The organism is Halalkalibacter oceani (assembly GCF_023715605.1).
Lineage (GTDB): Bacteria > Bacillota > Bacilli > Bacillales > Bacillaceae_D > Halalkalibacter > Halalkalibacter oceani.
Genome location: NZ_JAMBOL010000009.1, coordinates 26,884 through 49,791, shown reverse-complemented (window position 1 = coordinate 49,791; position 22,908 = coordinate 26,884). Strand labels below are relative to the sequence as shown.

Here is a 22,908-nt window from a genome sequence, read left to right as displayed (position 1 = left end):
TAACGATCAGTACAGGAGGGAAGGCACATGCTTAACAAGTTTCAGATGTTAATAAAGAAAGAGACCGGGACGCAAGTAGAGGAAATGTCTAAACAAGATGAGTATCAACAGGAGTCAAGCATGGAAGCTGAAGAAAGCGAAAGCGAAAGAGACAGAAAAGAAGAGGAGGATTCTGGCGCTTTATTTCACGTTTCCAGCAGCATTAAAAATAGCAGCAAAGAGATCATGAATTTGATTGTTGCTGTAGAGCAGGTTGCCCACCAATATCAGTTAACCGAGCATAAACTGAATCAGGAGCAGGACCGCACGCGGCATTTATCTGATCAACTGGAGGAGCAGCGAAAAGAAATTAATAGATTGCAGCGTACGATCAATCAAAAAAATGATAACATTGCCGTGCTCGAAACAAAAATCACCGATAAAAATTTAAAGTTTGATCAACTGGCAGAAGACTATAATGAATTAAAATCTCATTTGACGAATGAAATTGACGAGTTGAAAAACATCATAACGGTGGAACAGAAGAAGTTCGCTGCTTTAAATGAGCAATATGAAAATGAAATGGTGGACTGGCTAAACAAAGTCAAGCAGCGCGAAGATCGGATTGTTGCACTCGAGTCAGAAAATACAAATCTAATAGAAAGAAATGATCAAATTAAAAAAGAAAATAGATATCTGCTGAAAATGGTCAAGGACTTCACGAGCCGTATGTCTGCACCTTTTTTAGATTATGAAAATGAAGCTGATGAGCGTTAAATACTAGAGTAATTGATGCAGAATGAGAGGGGGAAGATTGACGTGGATCATGTTTCACATAAATTAATTGAATTCCTTGACCTGCAGGATGAAAAAAGCACTTACTTTGTGAAAGTACGAACGATGATGAAAAAAACAATGGTTTATTTGGAGCTGGAAATTGATGAGGAGACATACCGGCATATGAATCAAATTGTTCAGCGCGGGAAAAACGCTCGCTACCGGCTTTCATTACAAGCGATGTGGGATCCGTTCCGGCGAGAATATTTAAGTACGATCACCAGGAGTGAAGGGACAAGCCTGACGTCTTATGACTTTGTCTGTTCTAAGAAATATGTAGAAGTATTAGAGCAGTTGAATACGATCCATACAATAAAGAAAAGTGATTTCAAAAGTTTGACTTATATCCATCAACTGGATAAACAAGGAAACAAAAAGAAAGAAAGACGGACACTTTCATCCGTATTTCCTCAGCGAATGTCCTCTAAGTTTATGAAACCGGTCGTAGCGATTGCCAGCGTTATTCTACTTTTATTTCTCTCTATGAATAATATATTCATTAACATAAATGTGTTTACAAATTCAGAGCATGAAAAGCCGATTGTCGATGTTAGTTCGGAAATACAGAAACAGGCTAACTCGGCTCATGCCCAGGAACCTGAAGAGGGGACCAATACAGCAGGTAAGGAAACAAGTGAAGAAGAAAAAGTAGCCGAACAGGCGGAAGCAAAAACGGAAAAATTCCATATTCAATCTGACATTGTTTACGGTCTTCCTGAAGGCTATGCGGCGCTTACATTTGATGACGGCCCTTCCGCGTATACAAAGGAAATTGTCAATGTATTACAGGAGCACGGGGTGAAAGCGACTTTTTTCTTTGTCGGTCGAAACGCTTTACGATTTTCTGACAGTGTTACATATGTGAAGGAGCATGACATGGCAATCGGCGTGCATTCCTGGTCTCATGAAGATTTGACGACATTATCAAGTGATAATCAAATGAAAGACTTTATCGCGACAAACGAAGTGGTGACCTCAATTTTAAAAGAGAACGTCGGGTTGTTCCGCCCGCCATATGGAAATATTGATGAAGCTTTACAAAAAAATGCGCAAGAGGCGGGGCTTAATCTTGTGATGTGGAACCGCGATCCGCGGGATTGGCAGAAAGAGAGCGCGGAGGAAGTATTGCAGTATTTTCGCGATGCTGAACTTTCTGGTGGTATTTTCTTGTTGCATGAACGGTCGCATACATTGGAAGCACTACCGGACATCATCGATTACTTCAAATCGAATAATATAAAGCTTGTCACATTGCATTAACCGTACGTAACGATGCGTTCAAAAAGAATTTTTTTCTTCTTTTTAAACGCATCTTTTTTTGTGCTGGAAAGGAATAATTTAGTATGTATAAGAACAAACTACGGTCACGGAACTTGTGCGAAGGAGGATGAGAAGCGTGCGGCTGTTTTCGAAAAAAAAGCGAACAAATACGTTAAAAACAGCCCACGGGCCTGCTGAGCGCGCGGAACAGCTTCCTCAGGCCTTGACGGGCAATCTGGAAGCGGATGTAGCTCAGGTCAGGGAGACGTTTCGTCATGACAGTGATGTTGTGTTCCGGAAAATAATGATGACCGCTTCCACTTCAATTCCGGTGATGCTGATGTATATCGAGGGGCTGACCAATACTGAGCTTATTGAAGAGTCGATGATAACTCCGCTGCTTGAACAGAAGAAAGACAGGGAGCCGCAGTCTCCGCTGGGTGAGGTCAAGGGGAGGCTGGCAAGCAGTAACGTCACGGCTGTTCGAGATTTTGAAAGCTGTTACCGCTCTTTGCTGGCCGGAAATACGCTTCTGTTAATAGACGGAGTCGCTGAAGGGCTCGCGCTTCATTCAAAGTCTTACCAGGAGCGGGGGATTACGGAATCACAGACGGAGGTGCTTGTTCGTGGTCCACGCGATGCGTTTACGGAGGTTTTGCGGACGAACACGGCATTAATCCGCCAGCGGCTGCGCACGACCGATCTGCGGATCGTTTCCATGGAAATCGGAACGAGAACGAATACCGATATCGCAGTAGTCTATATTGACCATCTCGCTGAGAAGCAAATTGTAAAAGAAGTATTTGAAAGACTAAAAAAGATTGAAGTTGACTCTATTTTAGAAAGCGGGTATGTCGAAGAACTGATTCAGGACGAGACATTTACACCGTTTCCAACCGTTTCAAGTACTGAACGGCCTGATGCCGTTGCCGGGAAGCTTCTGGAAGGCAGAGTGGCGATTCTGATCAACGGGACGCCATTTGCTTTAGTTGTTCCTTCGTTGTTTACGGAGTTTTATCAAGTACCGGAGGATTATTATCAGCGTTCTGATTATATTACGCTACTACGTATTTTGCGATTGCTGACGTTACTGATTTCTTTGCTCGGCCCTTCCTTGTACATTGCCATTACGACATACCATCACGAGATGCTGCCGCCGACATTGCTTATTAGCTTGTATGCGCAACGTGAAGGTGTTCCTTTCCCGGCTTTTGTGGAAGCGTTGATTATGGAAGTGGCGTTTGAAATTATTCGGGAAGCCGGATTGCGAATGCCGCGGGCGATAGGACAGGCCGTGTCGATCGTCGGCACACTGGTCGTTGGATTAGCCGCTGTAGAAGCAGGGCTCGTTTCAGCAGCGATGGTAATTATCGTCGCAATTACGGCGATTTCCAGTTTTGTCATTCCTGCTTTTAATATGGGAGTCGCATTTCGGATTTTGCGTTTTCCGATGATGGGTTTGGCGGCGAGCTTCGGCTTGTTCGGCGTAACGATTGGCTGTATCGTCCTGTCGTTACATTTGTGCAGCCTGCGCTCATTCGGAGTTCCGTATATGTCGCCGATGGCGCCGTTTAACATAAACGATCAGAAAGATAATTTATTGCGTGTTCCGATGTGGGATATGATCAGGCGGCCGAAGCTGTTAAACCATGCCGACAAAATTAGAGAAAGTGACCCAGAGACATGAAGAAAAAACGGATGATGATTCTTCTTCTGATTTTACTCGTCATTCTGTCTGGTTGCTGGAATCGCCGCGAGCTAAATGAACTTGCGATCTCGCATGCAATGGGAATTGAAAAAACGGAAGCCGGGGAATTCCGGGTGACCGTCCAAGTCATTAATCCTTCCGCGATTGCGATGCAGGAGCCGGGTACCGGAACGTATACCCCGGTTGTCGTTTATTCAGAGACGGGCATGACGATGTTTGAAGCGTTGCGCAGATTAACGATGACGGTTCCGCGTAAAATATATGAATCCTACACCCAGGTTGTTGTGATCGATGAGGAGCTGGCTAAGGAAGGCATTATTGAAGCGCTTGATTTCCTGGTTCGAGATCATGAATTTCGGACGGATTTTTATTTTTTAATAGCGAGAAATGCCAGACCGAGTGATGTGCTGGAAGTGCTGACCGTTATTGATAAGCTGCCGGCCAATGAGATGCACCAGTCATTAAAGGCGTCGCAAAGCTCATGGGGAGCATCGAAAACAATTGAAATTGATCAACTGCTAACCGAGCTCGCCGGCAAAGGAATCGAGGCAGCGATCACGGGAGTCATCATTGAAGGAGATCCGGATGTCGGCGGGGAGCTTGAAGCTCTGGAGGAAAGTGAGCTTCCTGCATTGCTTTCGTTTAAGCAAATGGCGGTTTTTTCCCGGGACAGGCTGATTGGCTGGTTAAATGAGCGGGAAAGCATCGGGTTAAATTATGCCCAGAATAATATAACGAGCACAATCGTGAATGTCGCCTGTCCGACCGCGGAAGACTCCTTTATCGGCGTTGAATTGCTTCGTACGAAAGCGAAGCTTCGTACCGACATGAATAATGGCCATCCAAGCGGAACGGTGACGATCAAGGCGGAAGCACAACTTGGCAACGTTCAATGCAGTATCGATACAGCTACAGGACATAGCCTGGCTGAAATCGAAAAGCGAACATCAGAGCAAATTGCAACGGAGGTCGAACAATCAATCGCCAAAGCACAGGAGCTGAAGGCTGATGTTTTTGGATTTGGTAAGGAATTGTATCAGCAGCGGCCAAAGGAATGGAAAAGCGTCGAAAGCGATTGGAATGAGCGTTTTGCGACGATGGATGTTGAGGTGGATGTTGAAGTGACGCTGATCGGAACCGGAAACACGAATCAATCGGTGAAAAAACTTATGGAGGAAGAATAATGCTGTGGCCGCTCGCAATGGTAATCACGCTGGCGATTATGATGGTTGGTGCTTCTATCCCTTATATGGTGAAAAACAAGTTCACGAAAAAAGAATGGGTTCTGTTTGGCCTGCTGGCCGTTGGCGGGATAAGCCTTAATCTAATCCTTAGTCTACAGGGGAAGCTGCCTGATCCGTTAAAAGGACTTGAATGGCTAGTACACTTGTTCAATTGAGAAAGGAAATGATCATGAAGCAGACAGAAAAGATAGATGGCTATCAATTTACCGTTCTCGTCGCTCTGTTTATTATGGGCAGCACGATTTTGGTGCTGCCATCCGCTCTTGCCGAATATGCAAAGCAGGATGCCTGGCTTGCCGGGGTGATCGCGATTAGCTGTAGCCTTCTGCTTGTGTACCTCTATCTTAAGCTGCATGAACTGTATCCTCAGCTTATGTTTGTCGACATGATAAAAAGCATACTCGGGACGTGGCTCGGAACCTTCCTTGCTATCGTGTACTTTCTGTTTTCGATCTTATTAACGAGCATGGTGCTGCGCGATACGAGTGATTTCCTCCAAACGCAAATGATGCCTGAGACACCGATGTACGCGCTGCAAATTTTACTTCTCGCCGCTGTTATTGTCGCCCTGCTGTACGGCATTGAAACGATGGCCAGGGGGGCGGAGATCTTCTTTCCGATCGTCGTGCTTGTCGTGATCGCCCCTGTTCTGTTAACGGCTAATAATATCGACTTTTCCCATTTAAAGCCGTTTCTCGGCAATGGCCCACGTCAAGTTGTCGACGGTTCTCTGCTAATGCTGTCGATTCCCTTTTTGGAGCTTGTTTTATTTCTTCCGCTCTTGCCCGTCGTCAATAAAACGAAGAAAAAAAGAACCTATTTCATAGCTGGTGTTTTGGTCGGCGGTTTGATTATTTTTACGATTGCGATGGTGACGTTGTTAACGATCGGCGCCAATTTGTCTGCCGCGCTCAACTTTCCAAGTTTTTTTGCCGCCAAGAAAATCAGACTGGGGGACTTTTTACAAAGAATCGAAGCGGTGATCGCCGTCCAATGGATTATTACATCATTCGTCAAGATTGCGATCTTGATGTATATTTCCCTCTTTCTGTTTAAGCAGCTTGCCAATTTGCAACGCTATCATATTTTTGTCGTGCCGATGTCGTTTATTGTCCTGGCGCTGTCTCATGCGATTCCGGTTAATACCGGCTCCATTCGGGAATTTGCGGGGGAAACCTGGATTCCCGTTTCTCTCTTTCTCGGCTTGTTTGTTCCGCTCTTGCTCTATATCGTCGGCTTGATCCGAAAGAAAGCAAGGGCTTGATCAAGAACGCCCCTTCTCTCAGGCATGTTATAATAAGAAAGAGTGCATGGATAAGCAGCGGGAAGGGTTGATGGTTATGCCGATAGAATTTCTTTTTATTTTTCTGATCTTTTTGGTTGGCAGTTTTATTCAGGGGGTAAGCGGTTTTGGCTTTGGCTTGTTTGCGATGGGCTTTTTGCCGCTAATGTTTACATTGAAGGACAGCACATTGCTTGTCCTCTCCTTAACGTTATTTATTTCGCTTACGATTGTTTTTCGTATTTATCGTTATATTGAATTGAAAGGATTCCTTGTTATTTTATGTGCTGCTTTATCGGGAAGAGTGGTCTCTTTCTTCTTCTTAACCTCTTATGGAGAGATGGACATTCTCAAGAAGGTGCTTGGCTTCTTTTTAATTGGCATGGTTATTTATCTTTTAACGAAAAAAAAGGGAGAGCCGTCGAAGCTTTTGCTGAAGCCGATCTTTCCGATCACCTTTGGCTTTATCGGCGGATTGATTGGCGGGATTTTCGCGGTGGGCGGTCCTTTTTTTGTGTTCTATTTTTTAATGATTTACAAGGAGAAGCATCGTTATAACGCCAATCTTCAAACGACATTTGCCGTTACAAGCTTGTTTAGCATGTTTTTGCATGGCTTGCATGGTGACTTTGATTCTTCGTTCCTCCTTTATTTTGCCGTCGGACTTGTCAGTGTGTTTGTCGGAGCCAATGTCGGGATGAAGCTGTTTGAAAAGCTGCCGCAGGAGAAGATCAAACTGTTTGCCATGTGCATTGTGTTTCTGGCGGCTGTGAACTTACTTGTATTTACATAAGCGGTTTTCTAAAAGGAGACAGGAGGCCGCCGTTTCAAATGACCGGACAATGGAGCAAATGTGGTATAGTAATGGTAGGATCTAACAAATGAGCGAATGGAGGAAGAGAATGAAAGTCGAAATATGGTCTGATTTTGTCTGTCCTTTTTGTTACATTGGCAAACGGCGATTTGAACAGGCATTAAAGCTGTTTCCGGAAAGAGAGCAGGTTGAGGTTCATTTCCGCAGCTTTCAGCTTGATCCTGATGTTCCGCCGGGATCAAAGCAAACGGTGTATGAAGGTCTTGCCTTGAAATACGGCACGACGATTCAGCAAGCGCGGGACATGTGCGAGCGTGTAGCGGGTCAGGCGAAGGAAGCCGGCTTAACGTTCCATTTTGATACCGCCGTTTCCGCCAATACGTTTCATGCCCATCGTTTACATCACTTTGCTGCTAAAATGGGGAAGGAAAAAGAGCTGGCCGAGCGCCTGTTACAGGCTCATTTTTCCGACTCAATCAATATCGGCGACAAGGCGAGACTGCTTGAACTGGCAGAAGAAGTCGGACTTGAAAAAGCGGCTGCTGAGCAAGTGCTTGCGGGCGATGACTACGGAGCCGAGGTCAAGAGCGATATCGAACAGGCGGCAAAGTATGGAATAAGAGGAGTTCCGTTCTTTTTGTTTAATGAAAAATATGCGGTCTCCGGCGCTCAACCGAGTGAAGCGTTTTTGCAGGCATTGCATAAGGCGGCGGAAGAACGGTAAACAGGAAAAGAGGTGTAGCAAATGAAAAAGGTCGTCGTGCTTGAGCGGGGAAAAAGTGTGTTTGGTGACGAAATCCAGCTGCAGCAACGCGAACAAGACTTTGAGATTATTAGCAATGGCGTTTTTCTGATGTCAACGGAAAATGGACAATCGGAACGGGAAATGGTAAAGAAAGCGAAGGCCGTTATGAAGCGGAACCCTCATCGTGTATTGGTCGGAGGTCTTGGCGTGGGGCACACGGCCGATCAGGTGTTGCGTGAGGGGGATGACGCAAATGTTCATATTGTTGAGATTGAACCGAAAATTGTGGAGTGGCAATATAAATATCTTTATCCATTCTCCAACGGGATATTGCAGCGCGAGGGAGCTTCGTTGATCATTGCCGATATTGGCTTCTGGCTGGAACGGAACCCTCTTTGCTACGATTTGATCTGCCTCGATACCGATAATGGGCCAGACTGGATAGTAGCCGATCGTAACGCCAAACTGTACCGGAATGAAGGCCTTGATTTGCTTTATCATCGAGTGACGCAGGGAGGAGCCGTTTCTTTTTGGAGTGCGTCCCGCTCTCAAGCTTTTTTCCAACTGTTGAAGGAGAAATTTGATCGAGTATATGAGTACCCAGTGAAAGTCTCAGCCACTTCTCAGCTGCCACCTGATTATGTATATATTGGCTGTAAGGATTAGGAGACGATGGAACCTCTGACACCGGGACCTAGACAGCATGAAGAGGTTTCCTCAAGCCTCATATCGCGACGAATCTTTCAAAAAATCAGACTGTTGCAAATACTCATTGATTTCTCGCGCGGTAATCTGTATAATAAAAGCAGTGTATGGTCAGACCATCATTCCATTAAGTAAAAATGTAAGCGCTAACAAAAAAATGAATGAGAAAGGTACAGAGAATGGATTTTAAACCAATTAAGAAAACGAACCTAGGAGACGATGTCATTCTTCAATTAAAGGATCTCATTGTAAAGGGCAAGCTCAAAATCGGTGATAAGCTGCCAAATGAAAGAGAATTATGCACGCTGCTTGGAGTGAGCCGATCTTCCTTGCGTGAAGGGTTAAAGGTCCTTGCCCAGCAAGGTCTGATTACCCGGATCACGTCGGGAACGTATGTGACGGCTGAATTTTCTAAAGTAATTGAGGATTCGTTAACGATGCAAATTCTGTTAAACGAAGCGACGTTCGATGAAGTACAGGAGACGCGGCTGGCACTGGAAAAGGAGCTGACCGCCCTTGCAGCGCAGCGGCGAACGGACGAGGATTTACAGGCGATGGAGGAGCAGCTGGCCACTTTGCGTGAGGCGGTGGAACAAAATGATAAGCGCTTATTTGTGAAGGCGGATATGGAGTTTCACCAGATGATTGCCAAAGCGGCGAGAAATTCAGTACTGATGTATGTGTACAATACGATTTCCCACTTGATTTTCAAGGTGCAAAAGCAGGTCGCTTATGACAGTACGGTTTTGGCGGCCTCGCATGACTACCATCAACAAATTTATCAGCTGCTGGTGGCGAAAGAGGACGAGCTTGCGCAAAAGACGATGGAAAGCCATTTGGTTGATGTGCAAAAGAGGCTGCAATCGTTGACGAATTTCAGGGAGATAACAGAAAAAACCTTTGAATAGGACAGAAGGAGAGTGTAGCCATGATCGTAGATGCTGCTAAAATCAGCCGTTTTTCAAGAGAGAGCTTCACGAAGCTGGGGATGAGTGAAGAGGATGCCGATACGGTGACAACGACAATGCTTGAAGCGGATTACCGGGGGATCCATAGTCATGGATTTTTACGCTTGCCGATCTATGTCAAACGAATAAAGAAAAACTTTATTCAGGTTCCATCCAAGGTAACGGTAGAAATGGAAACAGAAGCGATGGCTTTGTTGGACGGTCATTATTCAGCAGGGCAGGTTGTTGGAAAGAAAACGATGGAAAAGGCGATGGAGTTGGCTCGAAATCACGGGATCGGCATGGCGACTGCCAAGCATAGCAATCATTTCGGCATTGCCGCCCACTATGCGCTCATGGCGGCTGAGCAGAATATGCTTGGCATCGTGATGAGCAATGTGGAGCCATTGATGCCGGCTATCGGCGGAGCGGAAAAAGTAATTGGCAACAACCCGATCGCCTTTGCCAGCCCAACGGCAGAAGGGGATCCAATCGTGCTTGATATGGCTTTAAGCAATGCCCCGCTTGGGAAAATTCTGTTTGCCCAGGCGCAGGGAAAGGAGATTCCGAAAGGGTGGGGTGTTGATAAAAACGGCGAAGCAACAACTGATCCGGCTCAAGTACTGGATGGAGGGTTTCTTTCTCCGGTCGCCGGCCCAAAAGGATTCGGTCTCGCGATTTTCGCGGAAATTTTAACAGGAATCCTGACCGGAAGCCAGTTTTCAAAATCGATTCCGTCGATGTACGACATGAAAGAAAAGCAGTCGATTTCCCATTTTATGCTGGCGATTGATTTATCACAGTTTGTCAGCGGAGAGGAATACGGCAATCGGATCAAAACATTGACGTCATTCGTCAAGGAGTCAAAAAAGGCGCCAGGTGTCGATGACCTTTATATGCCGGGAGAAATTGAATTTGAACGAGAGAGAAAGAACAAGGAGTCGGGAATCGCGATGGAAGAGAACGTTTTACAGGAGCTCTATCAGCTTTCAGATGAGCTTGGTGTTTCTTTGAAGGAAGTCGTTCTGCAAGATTGATGGTAAGGAGGGAAAGAGGCATGAAGGGACTTCGGGCTGCTAAGAGCTATATCGTTACGGGAGGCGGAGGAACGAAATTGTATGTCGAGGAAGGCGGGAATCCTGACGGCCAGCCGCTCGTCTTTATTCATGGCTTCAACCAGAGCCGCTACGTATGGGCTAAGCAATTTCAGTCTGAATTGCTGCAGGACTTCCGACTCATTGCCTTCGATAATCGCGGTCATGGCTGGTCGGAGAAGCCGGTTGAAGCGTATCAGGAGTCAGAATGGTGGGCAAAAGACCTGGATGCGGTGCTGACTGAATTGCAAGTGAAGAAGCCGATTCTGATTGGCTGGTCATACGGCGGATTAGTTGTTTTTGACTATTTGCGTTTTATCGGGGAGAAAGCGATCGGCGGCGTCAATTTGGTAGGGGCACGCTCGCGGATTGGGACGACGGAGGCTGCGGCAGAGACGGGGGAAGACTATCATGCGCTGAAACCGAAGCTGCTGGCAAATGAGATGACGGCTGCACTCGAGGGGATTGCGACCTTTCTGGCACTGTGCAGCAAACGACGGCTTCCACCAGAAGAGTATTACTATTTTCTTGGGTTCAATGCGATGATTCCTCCATATGTCCGACAGGCTTTAATGAAGCGTACTCTGTCGAACGAGGACATCATGACAAAGCTCAGTACCCCGTTTTTAATTACCCATGGAAAAGAAGATCAGGTCGTTCTGCCGTCGCATGCGGTATATAACAGGAACCAGCTGACGCATGCTGCGCTTTCCTCGTATGAGGAGACGGGACATATGCCTTTTTGGGAACAGGAACAGAGATTTAATCAGGAGCTGAAAGACTTTGCCGATACTATTATGCAAGAAAACTAATGTTTAATAAAATTAATTGAACTCCCTTCCTGTTTCTGTGATAACATGTAAAATAGGTTATTTATCATGCGACAATGGTGTTAAATCATCGTGTGACGAGATAAGGGGGATTTCAATGAAATTAAGGTTTCGGACGAAGCGGAAGGAAGCTCCTTCCACAATTAAGGCCCAGCAGCCAGTACATAATGTTGCCATTCGTGTCTCACCGGCGGTGCAAAAGCAGCTTGCGATGATTCATTTAACGACGGCTGATTTAATTGCCGTGAAAGAGCTTCAGCCTTTGGTGGAAAAGCATGTAGATGAAATCGTCAAGCGGTTTTATGAAAACCTTGAAAAAAACAGTGAGCTGAAAACAATTATTGATACGAATAGCGCTGTCGAGCGATTGCGGGTAACATTGAGGCAGCATATAAAAGAGATATTTAACGGGACGATAGATGGCGCTTACATTGAACAGCGAATCCGGATTGCCCATACACACGTGCGGATCGGTCTCGACTCCAAATGGTATGTCGGTGCTTTTCAGGATTTGTTAGAGTCGATGATTGATTTAATTTATGAGCATTATGAAGATAACAAGTCTTGCAGAATGTACATAAAAGCAGTAGCCAAGATGTTTAATTTGGAGCAGCAGCTCGTTCTGGAAGCCTATGAAAGAGAAATAGAACGGATCATTCAACAAAATCAGGAAAAACAAAATGAGCTCGTCAAACTGGTTAGCGCCACAGTGGAAGAATTGGCGGCTGTTTCCGGGGAAACAAGTGCCTCAACAGATGAGCTGAAGTCGAGGTCGGATGAAATCCTCGCCTACACACATACCGTGTCTAAGCATTCCCAGAAGGTGGAAGAGATTTCAAAGGATGGCGCCGAGAAGCTGCAGGCTCAGTCTGCGCAAATGAGCGAAATAGATGGCACGATCGGCAAAATTTCCGAAGAAATGGGAATTCTGAGAGGAAATGCGGAACAGATTAATGAAATTGTCGGCCTTGTTCAATCGATTGCGGCGCAAACCAATTTGCTTGCACTAAATGCAGCGATTGAGTCGGCCCGGGCAGGAGAAGCTGGAAAAGGGTTTGCTGTTGTAGCAGAGGAAGTTCGCAAGCTTTCCGATCAAACGCAAAACTCAGTCAGCAAAGTATCTGATTTGATTATCCGTACCAATGATCAAATTGGTGTCATGTCAAGTTACATCGCCAACATAAACGATCTAATCAAAGAGACGTCATCAGGGATGAAGGAAACGAGTGATTTCTTTGATGAAATTGTCGAATCAACAGAAAAAAGCAATCTTCAAAATGTCAGCGTTGAAAAAGAAATGGAGCATATTTCCCGCGTGACAGAAGAAATTAATCAAGCGGCAGCCCAGCTTTCAGCAACAGCTGACCAGCTGACAGAAATGATGAAAGGCTAAAAGGTCTGTTTTATCCGGTAAAAGGCCAGAAGCTTGAGTAGGCGGTTGCGCTCATTGTGTAGAAGCTGGACAAAAGGGGAATGAACCTTTGTCCAGCCTTTTTACGTTTTTTACGCGTTAGCCGAGTGTGTCGGTAAACGATAATACATGCTGCTTGACTCTTTCCCTTTCTTCCTCCGTCATTTTTTCCAAGTGAAAGGGATCTCGTGCTTCAGCCGGGATGAGGATTGTTGCCGGTTCCTGCAGCTTTTTTTATGTTCGTCTCCATCCTCTGTATTCGTTACTTTTGATCTGCTAAACGCTGAATGGATGATTTCCGTCTTTATGTAGTTGCCATCTGTATCGAAAAAGTCCTCAATCGCTTTCACATCGGTGGCTACATGATGTTCCCCTTCTTCGACAGTCGTAATCGCGTTTATCTTCTTATAGCCGGTTGGCTCATAAAAACCATCCTCGTTTTTTTCGGATGTCTCTGCTACAAACACTTCAATATGCTGAAACCGTTCCGTGGTGCACGCGCTTAAAAGAAGAACGGTCAGCATCAATAAAGTTGTCATCAACAAATTTCTTTTCAAGAGTACCTCCCCTTTCATAGCATGGAAAAAAGAGCCCACTGAAAAACCTTCCTTTTTCGTAACTCGAAGAAGAGTAATGGCTCCACGCGTTGCGCCAGGCTTTCAAAATCAGGCAACGGCTTCGCTCATTACGAAAAAGCTGCTGAAAAAGTGAAAATTGTACTTTTTCAGCAGCCTTGGATAAAAGGTTGATTTTTTCCTTTTGCCCGGGCATAGAGCTACGCCATTGTGATTGTTACTTTAGTGCTTCTGTAAGCTGAGGAACGACCTGTTTCTTGCGTGATACGACGCCTTTTAGCAGAGCTGTCTTCCCGTCAAGTGTGACCTGGAAGGCCTTATTGACTGCTTCAGCCTGTGAGCCGAGGGCGAGAACTTTCGAGTCGTTGTTTAAAATGTCTGTTACAACGAGCAGGAAGAGATCGAGGCTTTTTTCGGCGATGACGGCTTCGATTTCCGCTTCTAATTCTGTTTGCTTTGCAAACACTTCCTCCACATCGACCGTATTCACTTGGGCAATTTCGACTTTATGCTGTCCCATTTGGAATTCCTTCGCGTCGAGACTGAGTAGATCTTTCGCCGATTTATCACTGACATCGGCTCCGGCTTTAAGCATCGCAAGACCGTACTCCTCGCTGTCAACCCCGGCAATCTCGGCAAGCTTCTTTGCCGTCACCACATCTTCTTCCGTACATGTTGGTGATTTGAACAGCAATGAATCAGAGATAATCGCGGAAAGCATCAGTCCGGCAATCTCCTTTGGAATGTCAACTTCATTTTCTTTGAATAGCTTATAAAGAATTGTCGCTGTGCAGCCTACCGGTTCAGCCCGGTAATAAAGCGGGTCGCTTGTCTCAAAGTTGGCGATCCGGTGATGGTCAATGACCTCAATGACGCGAACCTGATCGAGGTCAGAGGCGCTTTGCTGGCGCTCATTATGGTCGACGAGAATGACCTCTTTTGCTTCGGCAACTGATTCTGTCAAGCGTGGTGCGTTCACCTGGAAATAATCGAGTGCGTACTGTGTTTCGCCGTTAATGTCGCCTAAACGGACCGGCTCAGCGGGGATGTTCACCTTTGTTTTTAAGTGAGCGTAAGCAATAGCAGAGCAAATTGAATCTGTATCGGGATTTTTGTGACCGAATACGAGAACTTTTTCCATAATAACACTCCTTTATGTAAACTTCTACATCTTATAACTTAACATAAGTAGCAATGCAAGCGAAATATTGTCTTTTAAATTTTTGCAGGCTTGTCCCGAAATTTCAGAACAATCCTGAAGCAATGTGTGCAGTATGCAGAGCCATTATCCTTCTCCAGTTGCTGCCCCTCACGCAGAGCCCTTTTACCGGATGTTGATTGACGTTTTTCGATTGCTGGCATAGACTATAATCAAATGATCATTTGAATGAGGGATGAAGAATGACGAAAGTGAAGAATCAGGTAGATACATGTGATGTGTTTTGCTATGACGAGGAGAAGGTGACACGAGTCTCCTCTATGATAGAAGCGGAGAATCTTAGCCCGGTTGCCGGGATTTTTAAAGCTCTGGCTGATGAAACCCGTTTGAAAATCGCCTACGCCCTCTGTCAGGAGGAGGAACTGTGCGTTTGTGATGTCGCGACGATTATTGGAGCGACGGTGGCGACCGTCTCCCATCATTTACGGCATTTGCGCAGCCTCGGCATTTGCAAAAGCCGAAGGGAAGGCAAGCTTGTTTTTTATTCGCTGGATGATGACCATGTCGAAATGCTTGTCACGACAGCTGTCGTACATGGAAGAGAGGTGGGGGTGCGTGAATGAAGCGGAAAAGAAAGTGTACCGGGTAGAAGGCTTTACATGTATAAATTGCGCCGGCAAGTTTGAGCGCAATGTCAAGGAGCTTGAGGGCGTACACGAGGCGAGGGTGAATTTCGGCGCTGCGAAAATATCCGTCTATGGAGAGGCAACGCTTGAGCAGCTCGAAAAAGCCGGCGCGTTTGAACAGCTGAAGCTGACGCCAGAGCACGAAACAAGAGCAGAAGTAGAACGGACAACACCTCTTTCCTTCCTCAAAAAGCATATTCATGTGTTTATTTCAGCGATCTTCCTTGTGCTTGGCATCATCGGCCAATCAATGCTTGGAGAAGGAAACGGAGCGGTTATCGCCGCTTTTCTCGTAGCGATTGTCGTCGGCGGCTATTCGCTTTTTAAAGTCGGCCTGGCGAATTTAATGAAAGCACAATTTGATATGAAAACATTGATGACGATCGCGGTTATTGGAGCGGCGATTATCGGTGAATGGACGGAAGGAGCGATTGTCGTCATCCTGTTTGCGATCAGTGAAGCGTTGGAACGGTTTTCCATGGATCAGGCGCGGCAATCGATCCGTTCGTTGATGGACATCGCGCCAAAAGAAGCATTGATTCAGCGGAACGGGGAGACGGTGCTGGTGTCTGTTGACGACATTCAAATTGGCGATCGGATGATCGTGCGCCCCGGACAGAAAATCGCTATGGATGGAACCGTCGTTAGCGGCCGTTCCTCGGTCAATCAGGCAGCCATTACCGGAGAATCCGTTCCTGTGGAAAAGCACGCAGCGGATGAAGTGTTTGCCGGAACGTTAAATGAGGAAGGACTGCTTGAAGTAGAGGTGACAAAGCGCGTCGAGGATACGACGATTTCAAAGATCATCCATCTCGTTGAAGAAGCGCAGGCCGAGCGCGCTCCATCTCAAGCTTTTATTGATAAATTCGCCAAATATTATACACCGGCGATTATGCTCGTTGCTTTGTTCATTGCGCTGATCCCGCCATTGTTTTTCCAAGCAAGCTGGGAGACATGGATTTATCAAGGATTGGCCGTCCTTGTCGTTGGCTGTCCATGCGCGCTCGTTATTTCCACTCCGGTGGCGATTGTGACGGCAATCGGCAATGCGGCGAGGAATGGAGTATTGATCAAAGGCGGAGTTTATTTAGAGGAGCTGGGTGGCTTAAAGGCCATTGCTTTTGACAAGACGGGAACGTTAACGAAAGGCAGCCCGCATGTGACGGATTTGATTACCTGCGACAAAGATTATACGGACAAAGAAGCTCTGGCTGCCATCGCCGCCTTGGAGTCACGCTCCGCTCATCCGCTTGCATCAGCAGTCATCCGCAAGGCGGATGAGGAGCAGGTTCCATATCATGAAGTGGAGGTCAATGACTTTGTCTCTTTGACCGGAAAAGGGATTAAAGGCAGCATTGACGGAGTGACATACCAGATTGGAAATCTTCTGCTGTTTCCTGAGGCCAGTGCTGAAATAAAAGAGGAAGTCTTCCGGCTTCAGAGACAGGGGAAAACCGTGATGCTCTTCGGAACGGAGAAAGAAGTATTTGCTCTATTTGCGGTCGCTGATGAAGTGAGGGAGCTAAGCAAAACAGTAGTTGAGCGCCTGCATCAGCTTGGAATATCACGGACCGTGATGCTTACGGGGGATAATTGGCTTACGGCTGAAGCGGTCGGCAGGCAGGTTGGTGTGAAGGAGATTCAAGCCGAGCTTTTACCTGAAGATAAGCTGGCCTATATGAAGCAATTAAGAAATGAGCATGAGCGAGTCGCGATGATCGGTGACGGGGTAAATGATGCGCCGGCATTGGCCGCTTCGACGGTCGGAATCGCGATGGGGGGAGCTGGTACCGATACGGCGCTCGAAACAGCGGATGTCGCCTTGATGAGTGATGATTTGAAGCAGCTGCCTTACTTGATTTCTCTTAGCCGGAAAGCATTGCGAATTATTAAGCAGAATATCGCCTTTTCACTCGGGTTGAAGCTGCTCGCGCTGCTGCTGGTCGTTCCGGGCTGGCTGACTCTCTGGATCGCGATTCTGGCCGACATGGGGGCGACCTTGCTTGTGACAGGGAATGGCTTGCGCCTGCTGAATCGAAAAAAGAACAGCGATCAGATATAGGTAGGCACATCTTTTCGCCTCGGCCAATAGTATACAAGAGGGGTTATTCGGGTACGAGGGGGAAGTGATGTGCTGGCAAACGAAGGAACTTACTTTGTTTATACAGTGAAGATAAATGATACGGTATTTGGTATTGCGACGATGCTTCGAAGTACGGTTGACGAAATAGAGCAGCTGAATTCCCTTTATCCTCCCTTTACAGATCCAGAGCTTCTGTATGAGGGAAGACAGCTGATCGTACCTTATTCCTTTACCCCGCAGGCACAGGTACTTTATTTTGTCCAGCCGGGTGAAACCCTTCCTTCGATCGCAGGTTCGTTCGGTCTTGATCTTCAGGCAGTGGAGGCGCTTAATCCGCAATTGAGCGATATAAACAAAATCGTCGCCAATCAATTGCTGGAATTGCCGGTGCAAATTGAAATCGTGGAAGAAGGGGATTCCTTATGGCGGATTGCCGAGAGACGCGATCTTCCTGTGTCGGCGCTGCTGCATGCGAATGCAAACAGGCATAGCTTCTCGGGTGACGTGATTTATCCGGGCTATGCGTTACTCCTTCCCCGATGTCTCCATAAAAAAATGGAGAATCCGATTGGCGTTAAGAGGAAGAGACAAAACTAGTTAGCTTGCCATAGCGTCACTCGCCAAAAGCCCGTTGTGAGAAAGCGACTCATAGCGGGCTTTAATAGATTGGGGCCGTTCCGTTCATTGCTTAGGGGCTGGGAAAAAGGTGAAAAAACAACCTTTTTTCCAGCCCTGTTTTTGTTGCGGTTTCAAAGAATTCTTTGTCAGCACATCTGACATGGTTAAGGAATTGAACCGTTATTATTACTAAAATGAAAATGACTAGATAAGAAGTAATTTTAATATGACTTTAATTGACGTGGCAGAGCTGATAATCAGCCCAGAGGATGAGAGGCCACTGAAAAAACTTTCTTTTTCAGCAGCTTCGATGATGAGGGGGTTTATAAATGAAACAAAAGCTGGTCTTAATAGGAAATGGCATGGCAGGGATAAATTGCATGGAGGAAATCCTGAAGGTAAACCCATCTTTGTATGAGATGACTGTATTCGGCAGTGAGCCTCATTATAATTATAACCGCATTATGCTATCGACCGTTTTACAAGGAGATACGAAGGTTGATGATATTACCTTGCATGACCGCGCCTGGTATGAGCGCAACGATATTCGTCTTTATGCGGGGGAAACGGTCATTCAGGTCGACACGGTCGAAAAAACAGTGAGCGCGGATCGCAACAGAAAGGTTTCTTATGACAAGCTGATTATCGCGACAGGCTCCGTTCCGTTTATGCTGCCGATTCCCGGAGCTGACAAGGAAGGAGTTGTCAGCTTTCGGACGATTGAGGACTGTCAAAAGATGATCGAGATCGCCGGCAATTATCAAAAAGCGGCTGTCATCGGTGGAGGGCTGCTCGGTTTGGAGGCCGCCAGAGGGTTGCTGAATCTCGGGATGGAGGTCAATGTCGTTCATATCGCCAATCATTTGATGGAAAGACAGCTTGATCCAACCGCCGCGCTAATGCTTGAACAGGAGCTGAAAAGCCAGGGGATGAAGTTTTTGTTGGAGAAGACGACGGAAGAGATCATCGGCGCCAGACGGGTGGAAGGGCTTCGATTTACCGATGGCACAGCGCTGGAAGCAGATATGGTCGTTATGGCAGTTGGCGTCCGTCCTAACGTCCAGCTGGCAAAAGAAAGCGGGATTGAAACGAACCGGGCGATCCTCGTCAATGATTACTTGCAGACGAGCGTGCCTGATGTTTATGCCGTTGGAGAATGTGTCGAGCATCGCGGAATGGTGTACGGCCTTGTTAAGCCGCTTTATGAACAGGGAAGAGTGTTGGCCGCCCATCTATGCGCCAAAGAGACAGCCGGATACGAAGGAAGTACTCTTGCAACACAATTGAAGATATCAGGGGTGAATGTCTTTTCGGCCGGGAATTTTCAGGCCGATGCGCCGGCAAAAACGATGATGAGCGTTGATGAACTGGCCCAGACATACAAAAAAATTGTTCTGCGCGATGAGAAAGTGATCGGCGCCGTCATGTTCGGCGATACGAAGGCGAGCAATAAGCTGTTGGATATGATAGCCAAGCAGAAAGTGATCACCGATGAAGAAAAGCAGCTGCTTTTGCAAAGCACTGGCGCGGAACCGGAAGTAGTGACGATGGAGCAGACGGAGCTGATCTGTCAGTGTAATGCCGTGTCAAAGGGCGCAATTATTGAAGCCTGTCAGTCGCATGAGCTGGCGAGTGTCGAAGAAATTAAAAACTGTACAAAGGCGTCCAGTGCATGCGGGGGCTGTAAACTGCTTGTCTCCGAGCTGCTGTCTTATATCCAAAGTGAGGACTTTGATGAAGTCGTCGAAAAAGAGGCGATGTGCGCCTGTACAACGCTGACTGATGAAGAGATTGTCCAAGAGATGCAGATCCGTAGACTAAGCTCTGTTCATGACGTGATCGAGCAGCTTGGCTGGAAAACGAAAGACGGTTGCCGGACATGTGTGCCGGCATTGCATTATTACCTTGGGATGATTTATCCCGAATATGAAGCAGAGCAGGAAGCGCTTTTCCTGAATGAGAGGATGAATGCGGTTGTGCAGAGCGATGGCACCTATGCGATCACGCCGCAAATGTACGGGGGGATAACAAATGCTGATGAGCTGCGAAGAATCGCTGATATTGCTGAGAAGCACCGCATTCCGAACGTTGCCGTGACGAGTGAGCAGCGAATTCATTTGTACGGCATTCCGAAAGAACAGCTGGAGGCTATTTGGCGTGAGCTGGACTTGCCATTGAGAAGCGCAGCCGGCAACAGGGGGCATACGATAAAAACCTGCCTTGGGGAAACAGCTTGTACGTGTGAAAAGGAACGGGCGCTGGAGCTGGCGGTCGAGATTGAGAAGAAAATGGATTCAGTGCCGGCGCCCCACCGGCTGAAAGTAGGCGTGTCAGCTTGCAGTCATAACGGAGCCGGTTCTACTACGAAAGATGTAGGGATCATCCAATTCGCCCGCGGCTGGGAACTCTATGTCGGCGGCAGCAGCGGGAGACATGTCCGCCAGGGGCAGCTGCTTTCTGTCGTGGAGACGGCAGAGGAAGCTTGCGAGCTGGTGATTGCCTTCGTTCAATATTACCGGGAAACGGCCAAGTATGGCGAGCGGACCTGGGATTGGATCAACCGGGTCAATTTGCTCCACATTCGTGAGGTCCTGTTTGCCCCGGAATTAAGGCAGCAGCTAAGCGGAAATTTGGAGCAGGATGCTTTACAGATCAAAGCGAGATTGGCGAAAACCTTCTAGGATGTCGGAGAGACAAATACGTAGTAAAGGATGAGAGACGATGACTGAGATGCTATTAAGGTATTTTCGAACGAAGCAGCAGGAAGTGGAAAAGGAAACCGTCTATCCATCGCAATGCCCTTTTTGCAGCATGCAGTGTAAAATGCAGCTAATCGAGCAGGTGACGGTGACACGTAAGAAATACAAAACAGTCGGTGTCGATAATCCAACGTCAGAAGGCCGGCTGTGTATTAAAGGGATGCATGCCCATCAGCACGCCCTTCATTCCGAGCGGCTCAAATACCCGCTGCGCAAAGTGAACGGTGAGTTTGTCCGGATTTCCTGGGAAGAAGCGCTGGAGCTGATTCGCGAAAAATTCACGGCGATTCAGGCGCAACATGGCAAAGATGCGTTATCAGTCTATGGCAGCGCGACGATCACGAATGAAGAGGCGTATTTACTCGGGAAATTTGCCCGTGTCGCGCTCGGGACGAGGTATATAGATTACAATGGCCGCTTATGTATGTCGGCCGCAGCCTCTGCTGCCGCGAAGACATTTGGCATGGACCGCGGCTTTACGAATACGATTCAGGAAATTCCCCATTCCAGATGCCTGATTTTGGCCGGGACGAATATGGCGGAATGTCAGCCGACGATTATGCCGTATTTTGAAAAAGCGAAAGAAAACGGAGCCTTTATCATTGCCATCGACCCGCGGGAAACAGCGACGACAAAGCTGGCCGACCTTCATTTGAAAGTAAGGCCGGGAATGGATGCAGCATTGGCGAACGGCTTTCTGAAGGTGATCCTTGATGAAGATTTAATCGATGAAGACTTTCTGGCGCGCCATGTTGTCGGCTTTGAGGAAGTACGGGAGTATGTTTCGGCGCTCGACCTTAATGAAATTGCTGAAATGACAGGGGTGCCGCTCAGTCAAATCAGAAAGGCCGCTTCCGTCTTTGCCAGAGAAGAGTCGGGGATGATCTTTACAGCTCGGGGAGTGGAGCAGCAAACGGACGGTTCAAGTGCGGTGCGCAATTTTCTTAATATTCTTTTAGCGACAGGGAAGATCGGCAAGAAATACTCCGGCTACGGCGCGGTGACCGGGCAAGGAAACGGACAAGGGGCAAGAGAGCATGGGCAAAAAGCCGATCAGCTGCCAGGCTACCGCTCGATTGAAAATGAAGCTGATCGCCAGTATATCGCCGATGTGTGGAAAGTTGATGTCAATGAGTTGCCACGCAAAGGGGTATCGGCTTTTGAAATGATACAGAAGGTCGATCAGGGAGAGATTAAGGCGATGTTCCTGATGTGCTCGAATCCGATTGTCTCCCATCCGCGCGCCGAGTTTGTCAAACAGGCATTGGCTAAGCTCGATTTCCTCGTGGCGGTCGATATGTTTATTTCCGAAACAGCGCAATTAGCCGATTTGATTTTGCCAACGACCTCTTATTTGGAAACGGAAGGGACAATGACCAATGTCGAAGGGCGGGTCCTATTGCGTGAAGCAAGCTTTCCGGTACGCGGCGAGGTCAAGCATGATTGGAAGATTATTTGTGAAGTCGCCGACGCTCTCGGTAAAGGCGAATATTTCTCCTTTTCGTCACCGGAGGAGGTCTTTCATGAGCTATGTGTGGCGTCGCGTGGTGGCATTGCCGACTATTCCGGCATGAGCTATGAGCGGTTGCGCCGGGAAAAAGGTCTGCTATGGCCGTGTCCGGACGAAACGCATCCCGGAACCGAGCGCTTATTTGAAGCTGGTTTTGCTCATCCAGATAAAAAGGCGCGGATGGTGCCGGTGTCCAATACAGCGAAAATCGCCAAGGAGAAAACATCGGAAACGTATCCGCTCTTCCTGACGACGGGCCGGATCATGTCGCATTATTTAACCGGCGTGCAGACGAGAAAAAGCGCGACTCTGGCTGCGCGTGAATTTGAATCGTATATGGAAATCCATCCTGCGACGGCCAAAAAATTTCAGATAAACGATCAAAGCCTGGTCAAGGTCGAATCGGAGCGGGGCAGCATTGTCGTCAGAAGCAAATGGTCGCAAACCATTCGCAAGGATACGGTCTTTGTGCCTTTGCATTGGACGGAGTCGCAAAATGTCAACCGTCTGGTAGCCGGCACTCTTGACCCGTCCTGTGGGATGCCGGGCTTTAAAGTAAGTGCGGTGAAGATATCAGCGGTCGATCAGTAGTACCGGCAGCATCCCGGAACTCGATAGAGGTTGTTCCAATACCTTTTGGGGTAACCTCTCTTTTCAGGTTG

20 protein-coding genes are annotated in these 22,908 nt (G+C 47.2%); 18 read left to right on the top strand and 2 right to left on the bottom strand.

Features of this window, described 5'->3' with window-relative positions; all coding sequences use genetic code 11:
* Positions 1–27: 27 nt before the first annotated feature.
* The 13 genes from M3202_RS11520 to M3202_RS11460 all read left to right on the top strand — a co-directional run bounded on the left by M3202_RS11520 (position 28) and on the right by M3202_RS11460 (position 12,838).
* Positions 28–756, top strand: coding sequence for a coiled-coil domain-containing protein (locus M3202_RS11520; protein ID WP_251223476.1), 729 nt, complete (start codon positions 28–30; stop codon positions 754–756).
* Between the two features lie 42 nt (positions 757–798).
* Positions 799–2,076 carry a polysaccharide deacetylase family protein gene (locus tag M3202_RS22565; protein ID WP_251223475.1) on the top strand — a complete coding sequence of 426 codons (1,278 nt, stop codon included), beginning with the start codon at positions 799–801 and terminating at the stop codon, positions 2,074–2,076.
* Between the two features lie 127 nt (positions 2,077–2,203).
* Entirely contained in the window at positions 2,204–3,763 is a 1,560-nt protein-coding gene (locus M3202_RS11510; protein WP_390188862.1) for a spore germination protein, read from the top strand.
* Positions 3,760–4,968 (top strand): Ger(x)C family spore germination protein, encoded by a 1,209-nt coding sequence (locus M3202_RS11505; RefSeq protein ID WP_251223473.1) that lies wholly within the window; start codon positions 3,760–3,762, stop codon positions 4,966–4,968. Before M3202_RS11510 ends, M3202_RS11505 begins: the two co-directional genes overlap by 4 nt.
* Positions 4,968–5,183, top strand: coding sequence for a hypothetical protein (locus M3202_RS11500; RefSeq protein ID WP_251223472.1), 216 nt, complete (start codon positions 4,968–4,970; stop codon positions 5,181–5,183). Before M3202_RS11505 ends, M3202_RS11500 begins: the two co-directional genes overlap by 1 nt.
* Positions 5,184–5,197: 14 nt before the next feature.
* Positions 5,198–6,292, top strand: coding sequence for a GerAB/ArcD/ProY family transporter (locus M3202_RS11495; RefSeq protein WP_251223471.1), 1,095 nt, complete (start codon positions 5,198–5,200; stop codon positions 6,290–6,292).
* Between the two features lie 46 nt (positions 6,293–6,338).
* On the top strand, positions 6,339–7,103 hold the full coding sequence (locus M3202_RS11490) for a sulfite exporter TauE/SafE family protein (RefSeq protein ID WP_251223470.1): 765 nt from the start codon (positions 6,339–6,341) through the stop codon (positions 7,101–7,103).
* A gap of 109 nt (positions 7,104–7,212) precedes the next feature.
* A complete protein-coding gene (locus M3202_RS11485) occupies positions 7,213–7,848 on the top strand; it encodes a DsbA family oxidoreductase (RefSeq protein WP_251223469.1) in 636 nt (211 codons plus the stop codon).
* Positions 7,849–7,869: 21 nt separating this feature from the next.
* The gene (locus tag M3202_RS11480) at positions 7,870–8,535 is read left to right on the top strand and encodes a spermine/spermidine synthase domain-containing protein (protein WP_251223468.1); all 666 of its coding nucleotides are present in this window, start codon (positions 7,870–7,872) and stop codon (positions 8,533–8,535) included.
* 218 nt (positions 8,536–8,753) lie between these two features.
* Positions 8,754–9,482 (top strand): FadR/GntR family transcriptional regulator, encoded by a 729-nt coding sequence (locus M3202_RS11475; RefSeq protein ID WP_251223467.1) that lies wholly within the window; start codon positions 8,754–8,756, stop codon positions 9,480–9,482.
* 20 nt (positions 9,483–9,502) lie between these two features.
* Positions 9,503–10,558 carry an Ldh family oxidoreductase gene (locus M3202_RS11470; RefSeq protein ID WP_251223466.1) on the top strand — a complete coding sequence of 352 codons (1,056 nt, stop codon included), beginning with the start codon at positions 9,503–9,505 and terminating at the stop codon, positions 10,556–10,558.
* A gap of 20 nt (positions 10,559–10,578) precedes the next feature.
* The gene (locus M3202_RS11465; RefSeq protein WP_251223465.1) at positions 10,579–11,427 is read left to right on the top strand and encodes an alpha/beta fold hydrolase; all 849 of its coding nucleotides are present in this window, start codon (positions 10,579–10,581) and stop codon (positions 11,425–11,427) included.
* 115 nt (positions 11,428–11,542) lie between these two features.
* Complete coding sequence (locus M3202_RS11460) at positions 11,543–12,838, top strand: globin-coupled sensor protein (RefSeq protein ID WP_251223464.1); 1,296 nt, start codon at positions 11,543–11,545, stop codon at positions 12,836–12,838.
* A gap of 179 nt (positions 12,839–13,017) precedes the next feature.
* Here the strand turns inward: M3202_RS11460 and M3202_RS11455 are convergent, their stop codons facing one another.
* On the bottom strand, positions 13,018–13,413 hold the full coding sequence (locus M3202_RS11455) for a hypothetical protein (RefSeq protein ID WP_251223463.1): 396 nt from the start codon (positions 13,411–13,413) through the stop codon (positions 13,018–13,020).
* Between the two features lie 235 nt (positions 13,414–13,648).
* Entirely contained in the window at positions 13,649–14,572 is a 924-nt protein-coding gene (locus M3202_RS11450; protein ID WP_251223462.1) for a manganese-dependent inorganic pyrophosphatase, read from the bottom strand.
* A gap of 260 nt (positions 14,573–14,832) precedes the next feature.
* On the opposite strand from M3202_RS11450, the gene M3202_RS11445 reads away from it, so the two are divergent.
* The 5 genes from M3202_RS11445 to nasC all read left to right on the top strand — a co-directional run bounded on the left by M3202_RS11445 (position 14,833) and on the right by nasC (position 22,837).
* On the top strand, positions 14,833–15,213 hold the full coding sequence (locus tag M3202_RS11445; RefSeq protein ID WP_251223461.1) for an ArsR/SmtB family transcription factor: 381 nt from the start codon (positions 14,833–14,835) through the stop codon (positions 15,211–15,213).
* The gene (locus tag M3202_RS11440) at positions 15,185–17,338 is read left to right on the top strand and encodes a heavy metal translocating P-type ATPase (RefSeq protein WP_432805973.1); all 2,154 of its coding nucleotides are present in this window, start codon (positions 15,185–15,187) and stop codon (positions 17,336–17,338) included. Before M3202_RS11445 ends, M3202_RS11440 begins: the two co-directional genes overlap by 29 nt.
* A gap of 69 nt (positions 17,339–17,407) precedes the next feature.
* On the top strand, positions 17,408–17,956 hold the full coding sequence (locus M3202_RS11435; RefSeq protein ID WP_251223459.1) for a LysM peptidoglycan-binding domain-containing protein: 549 nt from the start codon (positions 17,408–17,410) through the stop codon (positions 17,954–17,956).
* 350 nt (positions 17,957–18,306) lie between these two features.
* Positions 18,307–20,658, top strand: coding sequence for a nitrite reductase large subunit NirB (gene nirB, locus M3202_RS11430; protein ID WP_251223458.1), 2,352 nt, complete (start codon positions 18,307–18,309; stop codon positions 20,656–20,658).
* Positions 20,659–20,698: 40 nt separating this feature from the next.
* Positions 20,699–22,837 carry an assimilatory nitrate reductase catalytic subunit NasC gene (gene nasC, locus M3202_RS11425; protein ID WP_251223457.1) on the top strand — a complete coding sequence of 713 codons (2,139 nt, stop codon included), beginning with the start codon at positions 20,699–20,701 and terminating at the stop codon, positions 22,835–22,837.
* The last annotated feature ends 71 nt before the right edge of the window (positions 22,838–22,908 follow it).